Below are 14482 nucleotides of genomic sequence, written 5' to 3'. Positions count from 1 at the left end.
CCAGACGGCCGAATACGGAGTAGGCGTGTGTCCGAAATACCAGCGTTTCTTGAGATTCGCCCGGTAACTCGGTGCGATACGGGCCCGAGTTCAGTACTCCGGTACGCCCCTGGATTTCGACGCCCTCATTCGTCATGATGGAATCTGCTGGGCTTCACATGCCGAACCCCCGCCGCCCCCGGCGGCAGGACGGCAGCCGGCGCGCGCCGTCGGCCCGAGACCGAGCCCGGCCCGGCACGGGCCCGTCGGTCTGACACAGAGGACCACCCCAGGAGGCTAGACAAGGTGAGCAAGCGCAGCTCGAACCGTGCGGGTTCAGCGGCTCGACGAGGACCGCTCGGCCTGCCCCGCATCGCCGACATGCGAATCCGGTCCAAGCTGGGACTGATCCTCCTCGTGCCCCTCGTCGTCCTGGTGGCGGTCGCAGGCCTCCGCCTGTACGACCTCGCGGACCGGGTGTTCGAGTCCCAGGACATGGTGAGCCTCGTCGAGTTCAACGCCGTGACCGCCGAACTCCGCTACGACCTCCAGGTCGAGCGGTCCCTGCTGGTCACGCACCTCCGCATCGGCGACGACCACGTCGCCGACATCGACCCCGCCCAGTACGACGAGGCGGCCGTGGCTGCCCGCCAGGCCGAGACCGACGACGCCCTCGCCCAGTTCAACGAGAAGGCCGACGGACTCCCCGACATCTCCGACGACATCGCCAACCGCATCGACGCGGTCCGGACCCAGTACGAGACCCTCGTGCAGATCCGCCAGGCCGCCGCCGACAGCCCCGACGGCGTCTCCATCGACCAGACCTCCCGCGTCTACCAGCGGCTCGTCGCCGAGCTCGTGACGATCACCGACATCTCCTCGCGCATCGTCAACGACCCCGAGATCGCCCGGAACCTCCAGGCCATCGCCGCCGCCACCACCGTCCTGGAGACGCTGGAGGAGGAGCGGTCGATCGCGATCAACGTCGGCAACGGCAAGAACTTCATCAACAACACGCGCTGGCAGAACTTCATCGCCTTCGCGAAGCTCCGCGAGACGGCCGAGGACGAGTTCAAGACCGTGGCCGACCGCGACGAGCAGCTCGCGTTCTTCTTCAGCCCCGGCGGCCTGAACACCACCGAGGCCGAGGCGGCCCTGGTGTTCGAGAACGACGCCGTCAACGCGGGCACCGCGAAGCCCCTCGAAGTGAACGCGGCGGTCATCGACTCGTACAACGCGATCCTCGAGAACGGCCTCGACTACGTCAACGACGAGTCCGAGCAGGTCCTCGCGGACGCCGAGAGCGACCTGAACGCGCAGATCTTCCAGCTGCTGCTCGAAGCCGTGCTCATCCTCGCGGCGTTCGTCGTCGCGACCGTGGTCGCCCTGCTCATCGCCCGCAACATGGCGACCGGCCTGCGGCGCCTCCGCGAAGGCGCGCTCGACGTGGCGCACGTGTCGCTGCCCCAGGCGGTGGCGCAGATGCGCGACGCGGAGACCATCGGCAACCGGACACCGGACGAAGTCGCCGCCGACACCGGCGCGGTCATCGACATCGACCAGCGCGACGAGATCGGCAACGTGGCGCACTCGTTCAACATCGTCCACACCGAGGCCATCCGCATCGCGGCCGAGCAGGCCGCCCTGCGCGCCAACGTCTCCCAGATGTTCATCAACCTGGCCCGCCGGTCCCAGAACCTGGTCGACCGGCTCATCGGCCACCTCGACCACCTGGAGCGCGGCGAGGAGAACCCGGACCGCCTGGCCGAGCTGTTCCAGCTCGACCACCTCGCGACCCGCATGCGCCGCAACGACGAGAACCTCCTGGTGCTCGCCGGGGCGGACTCCACCCGCCAGGAGCGGTACCCGGCCCCGGTCGGCGACATCCTCCAGGCCGCCCAGTCCGAGGTCGAGCAGTACACCCGCATCGAGTTCGGGTCCCTGGAGGCCGAGCGGGAGATCCGCCCGGCCGCCGTCAACGACCTCGTGCACCTCATCGCCGAGCTCATGGACAACGCGACGGCGTTCTCCCCGCCGGAGTCCCCGGTCCTCGTCGAGGCCGAGCAGATGCGCACGGCCGAGAGCCCGCAGGGCGCCATCCGGGTCCGCATCCACGACGTCGGCATCGGCATGCCGCCCGCGCAGATCGAGGACATCAACCGGCAGCTCTCCGAGTCCGCCGACGTCATCGACCTCGCGTCCTCGCGGATGATGGGCCTGGTCGTGGTCGCGCGCCTCGCGAAGCGCCACGAGGTCCACGTCGAACTGCGCCCCGGCGAGCACCGCGGCACCGTCGCGGAGGTCATCCTCGGCGAGGCCGTCCTCACCGAGGCGAAGCTCCCCGAGCGCGGCCTGCGCTCCGGCGTCTCGCTCGACGCCATCAACGGCACCGCCTCGCGCGGCGAGCTCCTGTCGGGCATGGAGTCCACCGGCGCCCTGCCGCGGGTCCCCGAGAGCCCCGCGGGCCTGTTCGACACCGCCGCGCCCCAGGCCCCGCACTCCCCGCCGCCGCCGCAGCCCACGCCTCCCGCGTGGCAGCCGAGCGCCCCGCCGATGCCCTCGCGCCCGAACGTGCCGCCGCACCCGGTCGAGCCCGTCACCGGCGAGTACCCGATGCAGCGCCCGCAGCCGCAGCAGCAGTCGTTCCAGCCGCCGTTCCCGCAGACCGCCCCGGCGGACGAGGAACCGGGCTTCATGTTCCGCCCCGGCGGGCTCGCCGACGAGCGCAAGGCCAACGGCAAGGTCATGGAGGTGACCGGGGAGATCGTCTCCTCCGAGCACGTGGCCCTGCCGAAGATCCAGCTCGAAGCGTGGACCCCCGAGCCGGAGCCCGCGCCCCCGTCGTGGCCCGACGTGGCCGCGGCCCCCGCCGGGACCGAGGCGCCCCGCGCCGCCCGCCGGGACCGCGTGTCCGCACTGGACGCGACGACCGAGCTGCCGATCTTCCGCGAGGTGGAGTCCGCCTGGTTCAAGGCGGTCACCCCCGCGCCGAAGAAGGTCGAGGACGAGGCCGCCAAGGTCGAGGACGCCCCCGCGTCGTCCTTCCGGGCCGCCCCGGCGGCACCCGCGGAGGTGGCGGACGCAACCTCGCCGCGCTACGCTGACCAGTCAGGTGCGGCCGAGTCCCCCGCCCCGGCTTGGGACGCGGCGCCGCCGTCCCCTCCGCAGCCCACGGAAGGCCCGACCATGCAGCACACCCCCGCCGCCGACGAGTCGCCGGCCGCTGCCCCGGGCATGGAACGCCGCCGCTTGACCTCCCCCGAGACCGACACCGGGTCCTACGCCTGGCGCACCGCCGCCGACGACGGGTGGTCGCGCGTCGACGACGCCTTCGCGGAGACCATCGAAGAGACGACCACGGTCGGTCTTCCCAAGCGCCGCCCCATGGAACGCCTCGTTCCCGGCGCGGTGGAGGAATCTCAGGAGACCGTCAGCGCGCAGAAGCGCAACCCCGAGGGCATTCGGGGCCTGCTGTCGGCCTATCACCGTGGGGTGCAGCGAGGACGTGGCAATGACGGCAACTGAGTCGCTGATCCGCAACACGGCAGACGCTACTAAGGAGCGCAAACGATGAGCACTGGTGGAACCTCGGTCCAGGACCTGGGCTGGCTGCTGGCCGGCTTCGCCGAACGCGTGCCGGGCGTGGCCCACGCCGTGGCGGTCAGCGCCGACGGTCTGCTGCTGGCGTCCTCCCGGGACCTCCCCAGGGACCGCGCCGACCAGCTGTCGGCGGTGACCTCGGGTCTGGTGAGCCTGACCCAGGGCGCGTCCCGCTGCTTCGAGGGCGGCGCCGTCCTCCAGACGGTGGTCGAGATGGACCGTGGCTTCCTCTTCCTGATGTCCATCAGCGACGGTTCCTCGTTCGCGGTGCTGGCGTCGAAGAACTGCGACGTGGGCCAGGTCGGCTACGAGATGGCCCTCCTGGTCGACCGGGTCGGCCAGGCCCTGACGCCTTCGGCCCGAAGCTGATCCGGGCCGCTTCCGGTGCGCGCTTGGCGCAACGGGTTGCGGCACGGTAGGCTCCATTCGAGCGGAACGCAGCACGAGTGGGACGAACTGAACAACGACCCCTCCGTCGCATCCCCAGGCGACGGGCCGGTGCCTCCCCGGGCATCCGGTACATGGATAACTGACAAGACTGCGGCACAAGGGTTGTGGGATCCGAGGCCGTAGTTGGAGGTAACAATGGTCCTCGGTGGTGATGAGCCTACTGGCTCACTCGTCAGACCGTACGCGGTCACGCGCGGCCGTACGCGGCCGCAATTGGAGATCGCCCTCGAAGCGCTGGTGGAGACCACCGCGCGCGGCAGGTCCGGGCAGTTCCTCGGCGGCAGGGAGCAGAAGGTGATCGTCGACCTGTGCGGCGGCCGCCTCCAGTCCCTGGCCGAGATCGCCGCACGCATGGAGGTGCCCCTCGGGGTCGCCCGCGTGCTGGTCGCCGACATGGCGGCCGACGGCTTGCTGGCAGTGCACGAACCCACCGGTTTCGACGCGGACGGCGGCGACGAATCGGTTGGAACCGAGCTCCTTGAGCGCGTTCTCAGTGGACTCAGGAGGCTATAGACCCTAATGAACTCACCCGCAGACACCTCTCGTGTGACCTCTGCCAAGATCGTCATCGCCGGTGGCTTCGGCGTCGGCAAGACGACCTTGGTCGGCTCGGTCTCCGAGATCACCCCGTTGACGACCGAGGCGATCATGACCTCGGCCTCGGAGGGCGTCGACGACAACAACCTGGTGCCCGACAAGGCCACGACCACGGTTGCGATGGACTTCGGCCGTATCACGATCGACCAGGACCTGATCCTGTACCTGTTCGGCACCCCGGGCCAGACCCGATTCTGGTTCATGTGGGACGAGCTGGTCCGCGGCGCCATCGGCGCCATCGTCCTGGTCGACACCCGGCGCCTCGCCGACTGCTTCTCGGTCATCGACTTCTTCGAGCACCGGAAGCTGCCGTACCTGGTGGCCGTCAACTGCTTCGACGGCAAGCAGCTCCACGAGATCCAGGACATCCGCGATGCCCTCCAGATCTCGCAGGAGGTCCCCGTCGTCTACACGGACGCGCGCAACCGCGAGTCCACCAAGCAGGTGCTCATCAAGCTCGTCGAGTACGTGCTCTCGATGCGCCGCACCCGCACCGTCGGCGTCCACTAAGTGCCCACAAACGGACGCCCGACGACAATCGCGACCCGCGCCTGACCCGCGCGGCGACCGTCTAGGCTGACCCAAAACACCTGGACCATAGGGGAAGGGGCGCAAGGCAACTCATCTGCCTTGCGCCCCTTTTCGTGCTGTCTGGGGGGTGGTTGGTGGGTGGTTAGTGGGTGGTGCTTTCGGTCAGAGCGGGCAGCGACAACGGGGTGAGTGGGAGGGTGGGGTCGGGTGCTGCGGCTGGCGGGGTGCGTTGGGGCGCGGGTCTTTTGGCGGCGACGGAGAGATGTGGGGGTGGGGTGGGGCGGGTTCGCCGACTTGCGGGGTGCGTTGGGGCGCGGGCTTTTTGGCGGCGACGGAGAGATGTGGGGGTGGGGCGGGAGTGGGGGTGCCGGGTTTAGGGCGGGTCGTCTGGGGCTCCGGCGGGGACCGGGGTGGCTTTGGGGGTGAAGCGTGTTCGGCATTTGGCTCTGGCTGCTCGGATGGCGGCGAGGGCTCTTTGCCTTTCGGCTGCTTCGGCTCGTGAGTCCAGGTCGGGTTTCAGTGTCTCCGACCATTCGGTGCGGTAGAGCCCGGTCGGGAAGACATTGTTCGCCTCATCGGTGGCGTGGTCGGCATCCATGTCCGCATCGGTTCGCCAGTCCTCGCATCCGCATGTCCTGGCTTGATCGGTCCCGGTGGTCTCGGTGTCGTCTGCGGTGTGGTCGTGGTGGGTGATGAGGGCCTTGCCGGGGGCGGTCTTCTCGACCGACCAGCCCGAGGAATGTATGCGGCCGTGGTGGAATCGGCACAGGAGGATCAGGTTGTCGGCGTTGGTGTCGCCGCCGTCTGCCCAGTGGAATGGAACGGTTTTACGTCCTACGTCACCGCAGCTAGATCGCTTGGGAGTGTTGAGAGCCCAGGATACACAGGTTCGGGTCGTGCCTCAACCGGCCTGTTGGGTAGGCGGATGTTTACCAGGTTGCCCCCGTGTGTCGCGCGGCCTCCTGAGCTGCGGAGGCCCATGATGTTTGTGTGGCTGAAGAAGTTAACGGGACAAAATTTGACTGGCGGGGCAACCTGGAAGTCCTTGAGGAAGACCTTGCCGCCCTGATTAAGGAGATCGCTGAGGATCTAGACCGTCACGAGGTGCTCAAGGCCGAGCGGACTTCGCTCATACAGCTCGCGCCTCACGTTGATCCTCGGAGATTCACAAACTACCGCCTGTCGTTCGGATTCGGCATCTCGAAGGCCGCTGTGACGAAGGCACAGGCTAAAGCTGCTCCCTTGAACGAGAACGCTGCATTCCTTCTTGGCCGCTTGCTCGGTATGGTTCTTTGCTACTGCTACTGCTTCGGACCTGAAGAAAAGGCTCGACAGGCGGCGGAGGGGGTACTGGCCTCTCATGTTGTGCGAGCTGACCAGTTGAGCGCGATGCTGTTTGGAGTCCAGATCGCATCTCAACGCGATCGGAGTCATGCTGCGCGAGCGAGGGTGAAGCGTTCACGCGACTGGAAGAACCTAGTTCACTCGTGTCCCGCGGCACTCGACTACGACCGCGAAGCGCTTCGGGCGATGATGCTCCTTGAGATCCTGCTCGATTCCCGTCAAAGCGGGACTACGCAGTTGGAGTTTGACGACTCGACCCTGCTTATGGTGAGGTACGGCTGCCGTGCCGAGATCGCTGAGCTAAGTGCCGCTGCCGGATGAGTCTCCGCGGCGGTAGTTCCCTTGGATGTAGCCGGCGATCGGCGGGTTCGGCACGCGGATGTACTCGCGGTGGACCGGCCAGGGTTCCTCGCTCCAGTACAGCTCCTCGGCACTGATCCCGAAGTGCGCGAAGCACTTGGGCAGGTCGGCGAACTCGTGGATCTCCCGGGGGGTCTTGAAGAGCTTGAGGAGCACGGAGCCGTCCTCGAAGGCCCACCCCCAGATGAGAGACCCCCCACCGCTCTTGTTGTTCGCCACAGACGTAGCTGAGACGGAATCTCCGCGTTGCGCGTCCCCTGACATAGGGGGCGAAGTCGAGTGCGGAGTCCGGTGCGCTGGCGTCAGGCATACCGGGATGATGCCAGCCGGGTCTGACAGCGCTTGTACTCTGCGTTCGCTTTGCGGTCAAGTTTCTGGACTGTCAGGTGCTTGACAGTGCAATGTCGGGTTTCGACGAGGAAGGTAGTGGAGCCTCCACAGTCGCAGCTCAACGCGAAACAGGTTGCAGTGGGCTCGCTCTCATATCGACTAGTGATGTCGGTCACTTTGAGGAATGCTTGCATCGTCCCAGAAAACTTGCCACATCATGGGAACTTGGCAACGGCCTCTATCGAACATCGCAAATGTCAACATGCGGACATTTGGATTGTCGCCACTTGCACAGGCAGGTTTCCCAGCTCAGGCACGTGCCTGATGAAAACGTTCCCAATCCAACTACACCCCGCAGTCAACTTGAAACTCTTTGCGGTACACGCGTTCTATGTCCATAGTGGCCCATGGGTCACTCACGTACCCCGTCGCGCAGTACGCGACTGGTGTCAATGTGGAGTAGCGCGGCGCTTGCCACGCTCTGTAGGCTGATCCTCTCCCGCCCGAGAGTCGGGGCTTTCCCCACCAATCCGTTCCAGAACTCCATATACCCCAACCATCCCCACCATCGGAGTCGAAACGATGACGATCCTCATGCGCGAAAGAAAGCAGGCCGCTCCCCCTCCTGACCGCAGCGACCGCCCGCACCGCTCGGTCTCCCAGCGCAACATGTACCGGCGGTGCCCCAAACAGTTCCGGCTGATCCGCATCGAGGGCGTCTGGACGCGTCCAGACGCCTGGAGCGCACAGGGCAAGGCGGTCCACGAAGCCGCCGCGGCCCTGGAGCGGTCAGGGCGGACGATGACCCTCGAAGCGGTGCAGGCGGTCTTCCGCGCCCACTACGACTGGGAGATCTCCCAGCAACTTGAGACGACGCCGAACATGGACTTCTGGGCCGACTCGGGTCATCGCTACCCGGCCGCCGAGGACATCAAGCGCCGCCGCACGCTCGGCCTGGACCAGTGCCGCGCCTACTTCGAGTGGTGCCAGGCGAACCCGGAGCAGACGCCCGCGATCATCGACGGCCGGCGCGCGGTCGAAATGGAGGTCCGGTTCTCCCTCGGCGAGGTGCCGATCCTGGGCTACATCGACAACGTCTCCACCGTCCCAGACCGCCCGCTGCGCGTGCGCGACATCAAGACCGGCGACCCCGGGTCCGACCACTTCCAACTCGGGACCTACGCCGTGGCCCTGTTCCTGCTCTACGGGATCGAGACGACCGAAGGCGACTACTGGAAGGGCCAGACGGGACGGCTGTCCCGCGTCAAGGACCTCTCCGCATACACCGTCGAGCACCTGACCGACGAGTTCGGCGCGCTCGATGAGAACATCCGCGCCGAGCGGTTCGACCCCACGCCGTCTCCCGCGGTGTGTCGGTCCTGCCCGGTCAACTCCCGGTGCGAGCAGCGCGCCGTCTGAGCCCCCGCGTGATCTGAGCGTTTCCACCGGCCATCCGGCCCGGCTCGCGCGCGGTTTCTCCCACCTACCTGCCACTGTGCCGCCCCCACCTGGCGCAGCGGTGTCCAAAAAGAGCGGACCGGCACCCGCACGTACCCACACATCACTATCAGTGGTGCTTCCCTTACAAGGAGACATCGTGGACAATCTGTTCCGCCCGCCCGAACCCGCCCCCACCGCAGCCGACGAGGCCGAGACCCCGGCCGGCGCCGGAATCGACGAGGCGGCGGGGTTCGAGTTCCCCTCGACCGGCGACGCGATCCGCGTCTACCGCACGGCCACCGACGCCCGTGGTCCGTGGTTCGTCGCCTCCGATGTGGCGAAGGCCCTCGGCTACCGGGACGCCCCGCAGCTCGTGCGCCGCCTCGACGAGGACGAAAAGGGTACGCGGATTCTGCATACCCCTGGTGGTGACCAGCGGATTCGGGTCATCTCGGTCTCGGGCCTGTACTCGGCGATCCTCTCGGCCCGTGTGCCCCAGGCGCAGGCGTTCAAACGCTGGGTCACCCACGACGTGCTGCCGGCCGTGCTGCGTCGCGGCGTGTACGACGTGTCCGACCCCGCCGCCCAGACCGAGGACCTCGCGAAGCTGCGCGCGGCCTTCACCGCGCTCCAGTCCGAGAACGCGGACCTGGAGACCGATTACGCGGACCTGGAGGCCGAGGCCGACCAGCTCGGCGAGCGGTGCGCGACGCTCGGGCCCAAGGCCGTCGCGACCATCGGCGCCGAGGCCCTGTACGGCGGCCAGTCGGTCTGGGACCTACGCGCGTCCCTGGCTGGCGCGCTCGAAGTCGGGCCGCGCGAGGTCATGGGCCGCCTGGTCGACCTCGGCGTCATGGTGCGGCACAGCCCGAACTCCTACCGCATCCGATCAGCATGGACGGACCTGCTGTTCTGCGGCAAGACCTCCCGCACCAGGGGCGAATTCACCGTCCACTCCGTCTCCGAGATCGGCACGCCGCGGGTCTGGCCCGGCCTCCAGGACGACTTCCTCCAGCGCGTAGCCGACCGCCAGGCCGAGCGCAACCGCCGCCACCGCGACCGCAACGCCGCCTGACCGGTGTTCTCGCTCCTCCAGGCCCACCGCGCCGGGAGCGACACCGGAGCCGCCCTCCCCACCGTCTTCCGCTCCCTGGAGCGGTGGGGAGCGCGGCACCTCCGGGGACAGCTCTCGCTGTACGCGGCCCCGTCCGGCACGGGGAAAAGCGCACTCGCGCTCACCACCGCCCTGAAATCCGGCGTCTCCGTGCTCTACCTCAGCGCGGACTCCGACTCCCACGTCCAGACCTCCCGGACGATCTCCATCCTCACCGGAACCCCACTCGCGCAGTCCGAAGAGTGGACCCGGTCACAGAGCTGGCCCGCCGAGATCGGCGAAACGCTAGGTCAGAACCTCTTCTTCCGCTGGGACTTCACGCCACTACCCACAATGGACGACATTGAGGCGTCTGTGGCTTGCTACTTTGAGATCTACGGCGAGTACCCGTACCTGGTCGTAGTCGACAACGTCACCAACGTACGCGGTGTCTCGCAGGCGAACGCGGAAGATCCGTTCTCAGGTCTTGAGTCCTTGATGGACTACCTGAACTCGATGGCCCGCGCCACGGGCGCTCATGTGCTCGGCCTCCACCACACCACGGCCGCGCACAACGACAGCGCTGCGCCGATCCCGCTGTCCGGGGTCAAGGGCCAGATTTCGCGGGTTCCCGCGCTCATCCTCACCCTCCACAAGGCAGGCGAGAAGCTCATGGGGGTCTCGATCGTCAAGAGCCGCTCGGGACGGTCCGACCCCTCGGGCGGCCTGACCGTCGAGCTGGAGGCCGATCTCTCCAGGATGGCTATCAGTGACTCCACCTTCCCGGCCCCCCCATGGGCGAGCCAGCAAAGATAAAGGCAGGAACTTCGAGAACCACGTCCTCGAAGCGGTCCGCCGCACGGACCCGGACGCAAAGCGCAACGGCACCCTGTACGGGCCCAACGACCACGGCGACATCGACGTTCCGATCCTCGACCTGGTCATCCAGGTTAAGAACACCAAGCACCAGTCCCTCCTGACCACCCTCGACGCCGCCCGCGCCCAGGCCCAGAACGCCGGGCGCGCGAACTGGGCGACTGTCCACCGCTACCGCCGAGGAGACTCCTACGCCCCCCACGTCCACAACGCGTGGTCGTTCGAGGAGGCCCTAGCCCTGCGGCTGCTCCACCTGTGGGGCCTGTGGGAGGCGGGCGTGCTGGTCTTCAAGAGCCCCGAACCCGCCGCCGATGAGCACGGGGATTTACGAGGCGATCCGCCACTACTGGCCCGGCTGGGAGGCCCCCGCCAGCCCGGCCGACCGCTGGCACAAGACCCGGTGCCCCCTTCATGAGGACAAGACCCCCTCCGCCTCCGTCCACCCCGTCAAGGGCGCGTTCAAGTGCCACTCGTGCGGTGAGGCGTGGGACCTCATTTCCCTTATCCGCCAACAGGAAGGAGTGGATTTCCACGATGCTGTCAAACGAGCAGAGAGCTTCGCTCCTGGAATCGGCGAGGAACTACGCGGAACAGGCCGAGGACTCCCCGGTCGCCGCCTATTTGGCGAGGCGCCGCGGCATCAGCGACCCGGCTCTGATCAAACGCCTCGGCCTGGGGTGGGTCGGCGAGCCTTCGGCGGAGCATGAGCGGTTTCGCGGGTTCATGTCGATCCCCTACCTGCGCTATGGCTACTCCGGCCCGAACGTGACGACGATCCGGTTCGCGTGCATCAGGACCGGGTGCGCCCACGAGCACCACGGCAAGATGAACTCGCTGCCCGGCCACGCCTCCCGCCTGTACAACACCCGGGACCTTCTGGCCCCGGTCGACGAGATGTGCATCTGCGAAGGCGAGTGGGACACCATCACCGCCCTCGCCTACGGGCTCCACGCCGTGGGCGTTCCCGGCGTCGAAGCGTGGAAACCGTATATGGCGCAGGCGTTCTACGGGTACCGGAAAGTCCGCATCTTCGCCCAGTCCGACGACGACGGGCAGTCGATGAAATGGGCCGCCGAGCTGGCGAAACAGATCCCGGCCGCCGTGGTCGAACCGTGCCCGCACGGCATGGACGTGAACGACGCCCACCTCAAAGGCGTGGCGAACAACGTCCTTAAGGGCCCGCGGGCGGTTCCCGCCGGTGTCTGACCTCCGCGCCTACGACCAGTTCGGGGCCGTCCCCGAACCCGGGGACGAAGACGCATTCCTGCGCGCCGCCTACCCCGAGTACTTCACCGACGAGCCCCACGAGGGCGGATGGGACGAGTGCGCGTGCTGCCCGCTCCCCGACGACGAAACCGAGACCCCACATGCCGACTGACACCGCCACCCGCACCGTCCCCGCCGACGAGGTCACCGCCGAGGAGTGGGCGCGGCTCCTGCGCCTGGCCCGCGCCGCCGCCCGGCACGAACTCGCCACCTGGCCGCGCGGCCTGGTCGAAGCCGACGACCTCGCCCAGGACCTCATGACCGAACTCGCCCGCGACACGGCCGCGACTCGTTCCTTCATCGACGGGTTCACGACCGGGGCCTTGAAGAAGGTCCTGCGGATCAAGGCATACCGGGCCGCGCACGCCGCCGCCGAGGCCCGCCGGCGCTTCCATGGGTCGGACTTCTACACCGTCTTCCGCGTCCGAGCCCTCCTGGAGGAAGGCATCGGCCTCATCCCCGGCGCCGCCACCGAAGCCCGCGGCACGGACGGGGCGTACACGGTCGGCTTCGCCGAGGCCGCCGACCTCACCGCGGCCCTCGGCCTCGTCGCCGACCACCACCGCGACGCCCTGACCGCCAAGTTCGGACCCGTCCTCGCCAACGCGGGCACGCCCGCGCCCACCGCCTCCCAGGTCAGCCGCGCCGTCCGCGCCCTCACCTACCTCCTCAACAACCTCGCCGAGGAACGCACTCGCATGTACGGCGCCACCACCCGCCCCTGAACAGGCAAAACACCCGGACACATCTGTCCACACTTCACCAATCTGTATGTCCATAAAGAACATACATGCTGTTAGGAGGATCACCCGTGTCCGACGATCCGTGGACCACACCGGTTCAGGCTGCACCGGTACAGTCATCCCCGCCGGGGCAGGGCACCCCCGTATCTGCCCCGGCGCCTCAATCAGGTTCCGCCGCAGTGCCTTCGGCGATCGTGCGCCTCACCCTCAAAGAGGACGGCCCGCCTTGGCTCACCATCGAGTCCGGGTCGGCGGCCGACATCATCGCCCACCTCGACGACAAGCCCGCGATCCAAGGGCTCCTCCAGCGGGCCTCGGCGATCTCCGCCTACTGGCGGGGCCTGGGCGGACAAAACCACGCCGCCAACGCCCGGCCCGCCGCTCCCGCCGGACAGCGCTCCGGCTACGCCGCCACACCCGGCCCCCAGACTGCCCCCGGCGGTGAGCGCCGCGTCTGTGACCACGGCGAGATGACCTGGAAGGCGGGCGTCTCCGCGAACTCCGGCAAGCCCTACTCCGGCTGGTTTTGCCCCGGCCCGCGCGGATCGCAGTGCGCCCCGCAGTGGCCTGACAAAGGCGTCGGCGCGCAGCGCCAGAGTGCCCCCGCGCCCGCCTACGGCGACGCGCCCCCCTTCTAACCCCGCCAGCGAAAGGAGCCCCCACCACCATGCACACCACCCTGGAACGGACCGACACCCCGCCGAAGCTGCTCGCCGTCCGCGACGAGCACCGCAAATGGCCCAAGACCCCGCGGTTGACGACGCCGTTCGTGATCACGGAGAAGCTGGACGGCACGAACGCGTGCATCGCGATCTCCCGCCTCGGCGACCGCAGCGGTGTCTCCGCGGCGGACCTCGACTTCCCCGAGCACCACGGCGTCACCGTGGTCTACACCGAGGACGGGTGCTTCGCCGTCCGAGCCGCCTCCCGGACCCGCTGGATCGCCCCTGGTCCCCGCGACAACTTCGGGTTCGCCCAGTGGGCGAGCGAGCACGCCGGGCCCCTCACGCTCCTCGGCGTCGGCCGCCACTACGGCGAGTGGGTCGGCCGCGGCATTCAACGCGGCTACGGCATGGACCACCGCGTCTGGGCCCTGTTCGACGAGAAGTGGCGCAACGCCCTCCCCTACGGGCTCCCCCCGAACGTGGGAGTCGTGCCGCGCATCGCGACCGCCGCCGGCCACGAGCTGACCAAGCGCGTCGCCTGGGCCCTCGACCACCTCGACAAGGAGGGCTCCTACATCGGCGCCCCCGGAGCCGTCGCCGAGGGCGTCGTCGTGACCTCCATGAACAGCAACCCGATCCGATTCAAAGCCCTCGCCACCGAGTCCGAATGGAGCACCATCTGATGAGTACCGCCCCGTCCCGCACCACCGTCACCGTCGCCCTGAAGAAGGGCACGGAGTTCATCTTCGAGTCCCCCGAGGTCAACAAGGTCGACGGGACGGCCCTGGTGATCGGCGAGTCCGGTCATGCCATGCGCTTCGGCCTCGACACCGTCAAGACCGTCCGCATCACGCCCGAGCGCCTCGACAGGGCCACCGAGGAGTTGATGAAGCTCTACTACAACTTCGCCCGCCCGTACTACACCACCCCGTACAAGTGGTAGCCCCAAGCGCTGACGCCTTCGACGACGGCGAGGCCCGCCGCCTGCTCTCCGGGCTCCAGGAGGGCCTGGAGGACGCTCTGGTGGACGCCAAGATAGAGATCGCCGCCGCGGTCTGGTCCGCGGTCGTCCGCTCCTCGCACAGCGTCTACTCCGCGGCCAGGAACACCGGATATTCGCGCAGGGACGCCCGCCGGATCGCCTGGCGGTTCATCGTCCGATGCACCCGCTAACCTGAGCACGGCGCGCGGCCCCGCCCGAAGGGGCG

17 protein-coding genes are annotated in these 14482 nt (G+C 68.1%); 16 read left to right on the top strand and 1 reads right to left on the bottom strand.

Annotated features, from left to right (window positions below):
- The first annotated feature begins 360 nt into the window (after positions 1-360).
- The 5 genes from AB0A65_RS03375 to AB0A65_RS03355 all read left to right on the top strand — a co-directional run bounded on the left by AB0A65_RS03375 (position 361) and on the right by AB0A65_RS03355 (position 6822).
- Positions 361-3504: a nitrate- and nitrite sensing domain-containing protein gene (locus tag AB0A65_RS03375; RefSeq protein WP_359945476.1), complete on the top strand. Its 3144-nt coding sequence runs from the start codon at positions 361-363 to the stop codon at positions 3502-3504.
- A 45-nt stretch (positions 3505-3549) separates the two neighbouring features.
- Positions 3550-3948 (top strand): roadblock/LC7 domain-containing protein, encoded by a 399-nt coding sequence (locus tag AB0A65_RS03370; protein WP_030161947.1) that lies wholly within the window; start codon positions 3550-3552, stop codon positions 3946-3948.
- A gap of 216 nt (positions 3949-4164) precedes the next feature.
- Positions 4165-4542, top strand: a complete 378-nt coding sequence (locus AB0A65_RS03365) for a DUF742 domain-containing protein (protein ID WP_106364086.1) — start codon at positions 4165-4167, stop codon at positions 4540-4542.
- A 6-nt stretch (positions 4543-4548) separates the two neighbouring features.
- Positions 4549-5136 (top strand): ATP/GTP-binding protein, encoded by a 588-nt coding sequence (locus AB0A65_RS03360; RefSeq protein WP_359945472.1) that lies wholly within the window; start codon positions 4549-4551, stop codon positions 5134-5136.
- 1011 nt (positions 5137-6147) lie between these two features.
- Positions 6148-6822 carry a hypothetical protein gene (locus AB0A65_RS03355; protein ID WP_359945469.1) on the top strand — a complete coding sequence of 225 codons (675 nt, stop codon included), beginning with the start codon at positions 6148-6150 and terminating at the stop codon, positions 6820-6822.
- On the opposite strand, the gene AB0A65_RS03350 is transcribed toward AB0A65_RS03355, so the two are convergent.
- Positions 6802-7080 (bottom strand): hypothetical protein, encoded by a 279-nt coding sequence (locus AB0A65_RS03350; RefSeq protein WP_359945466.1) that lies wholly within the window; start codon positions 7078-7080, stop codon positions 6802-6804. The genes AB0A65_RS03355 and AB0A65_RS03350 overlap by 21 nt on opposite strands.
- A 693-nt stretch (positions 7081-7773) precedes the next feature.
- Here AB0A65_RS03350 and AB0A65_RS03345 point away from each other — a divergent pair.
- The 11 genes from AB0A65_RS03345 (at position 7774) to AB0A65_RS03295 (ending at position 14447) form a co-directional block, all read left to right on the top strand.
- Positions 7774-8610, top strand: coding sequence for a PD-(D/E)XK nuclease family protein (locus AB0A65_RS03345; protein ID WP_359945463.1), 837 nt, complete (start codon positions 7774-7776; stop codon positions 8608-8610).
- 178 nt (positions 8611-8788) lie between these two features.
- Complete coding sequence (locus AB0A65_RS03340) at positions 8789-9706, top strand: Bro-N domain-containing protein (RefSeq protein WP_359945460.1); 918 nt, start codon at positions 8789-8791, stop codon at positions 9704-9706.
- Between the two features lie 3 nt (positions 9707-9709).
- Positions 9710-10540 carry an AAA family ATPase gene (locus AB0A65_RS03335; protein ID WP_359945457.1) on the top strand — a complete coding sequence of 277 codons (831 nt, stop codon included), beginning with the start codon at positions 9710-9712 and terminating at the stop codon, positions 10538-10540.
- Complete coding sequence (locus AB0A65_RS03330) at positions 10494-11015, top strand: hypothetical protein (RefSeq protein ID WP_359945454.1); 522 nt, start codon at positions 10494-10496, stop codon at positions 11013-11015. Before AB0A65_RS03335 ends, AB0A65_RS03330 begins: the two co-directional genes overlap by 47 nt.
- Before the next feature lie 119 nt (positions 11016-11134).
- Positions 11135-11806, top strand: coding sequence for a topoisomerase (locus AB0A65_RS03325; protein WP_359945578.1), 672 nt, complete (start codon positions 11135-11137; stop codon positions 11804-11806).
- Positions 11799-11978 carry a hypothetical protein gene (locus AB0A65_RS03320; protein WP_359945451.1) on the top strand — a complete coding sequence of 60 codons (180 nt, stop codon included), beginning with the start codon at positions 11799-11801 and terminating at the stop codon, positions 11976-11978. Before AB0A65_RS03325 ends, AB0A65_RS03320 begins: the two co-directional genes overlap by 8 nt.
- A complete protein-coding gene (locus AB0A65_RS03315; RefSeq protein ID WP_359945448.1) occupies positions 11968-12591 on the top strand; it encodes a hypothetical protein in 624 nt (207 codons plus the stop codon). The genes AB0A65_RS03320 and AB0A65_RS03315 overlap by 11 nt, the downstream gene beginning before the upstream one ends.
- 197 nt (positions 12592-12788) lie before the next feature.
- Positions 12789-13247: a hypothetical protein gene (locus tag AB0A65_RS03310; RefSeq protein WP_359945445.1), complete on the top strand. Its 459-nt coding sequence runs from the start codon at positions 12789-12791 to the stop codon at positions 13245-13247.
- Positions 13248-13276: 29 nt separating this feature from the next.
- On the top strand, positions 13277-13957 hold the full coding sequence (locus tag AB0A65_RS03305; protein WP_359945442.1) for an RNA ligase family protein: 681 nt from the start codon (positions 13277-13279) through the stop codon (positions 13955-13957).
- Positions 13957-14217 (top strand): hypothetical protein, encoded by a 261-nt coding sequence (locus AB0A65_RS03300; RefSeq protein WP_359945439.1) that lies wholly within the window; start codon positions 13957-13959, stop codon positions 14215-14217. Before AB0A65_RS03305 ends, AB0A65_RS03300 begins: the two co-directional genes overlap by 1 nt.
- Positions 14211-14447 carry a hypothetical protein gene (locus tag AB0A65_RS03295; protein WP_359945436.1) on the top strand — a complete coding sequence of 79 codons (237 nt, stop codon included), beginning with the start codon at positions 14211-14213 and terminating at the stop codon, positions 14445-14447. Before AB0A65_RS03300 ends, AB0A65_RS03295 begins: the two co-directional genes overlap by 7 nt.
- The last annotated feature ends 35 nt before the right edge of the window (positions 14448-14482 follow it).

The sequence above is a fragment of the Glycomyces sp. NPDC047010 genome (genome assembly GCF_040644205.1).
Classification (GTDB): Bacteria; Actinomycetota; Actinomycetes; order Mycobacteriales; family Micromonosporaceae; genus Glycomyces.
The sequence above is the reverse complement of the archived record's forward strand: the minus strand, read 5'-3'. Positions and strand labels throughout refer to the sequence as shown.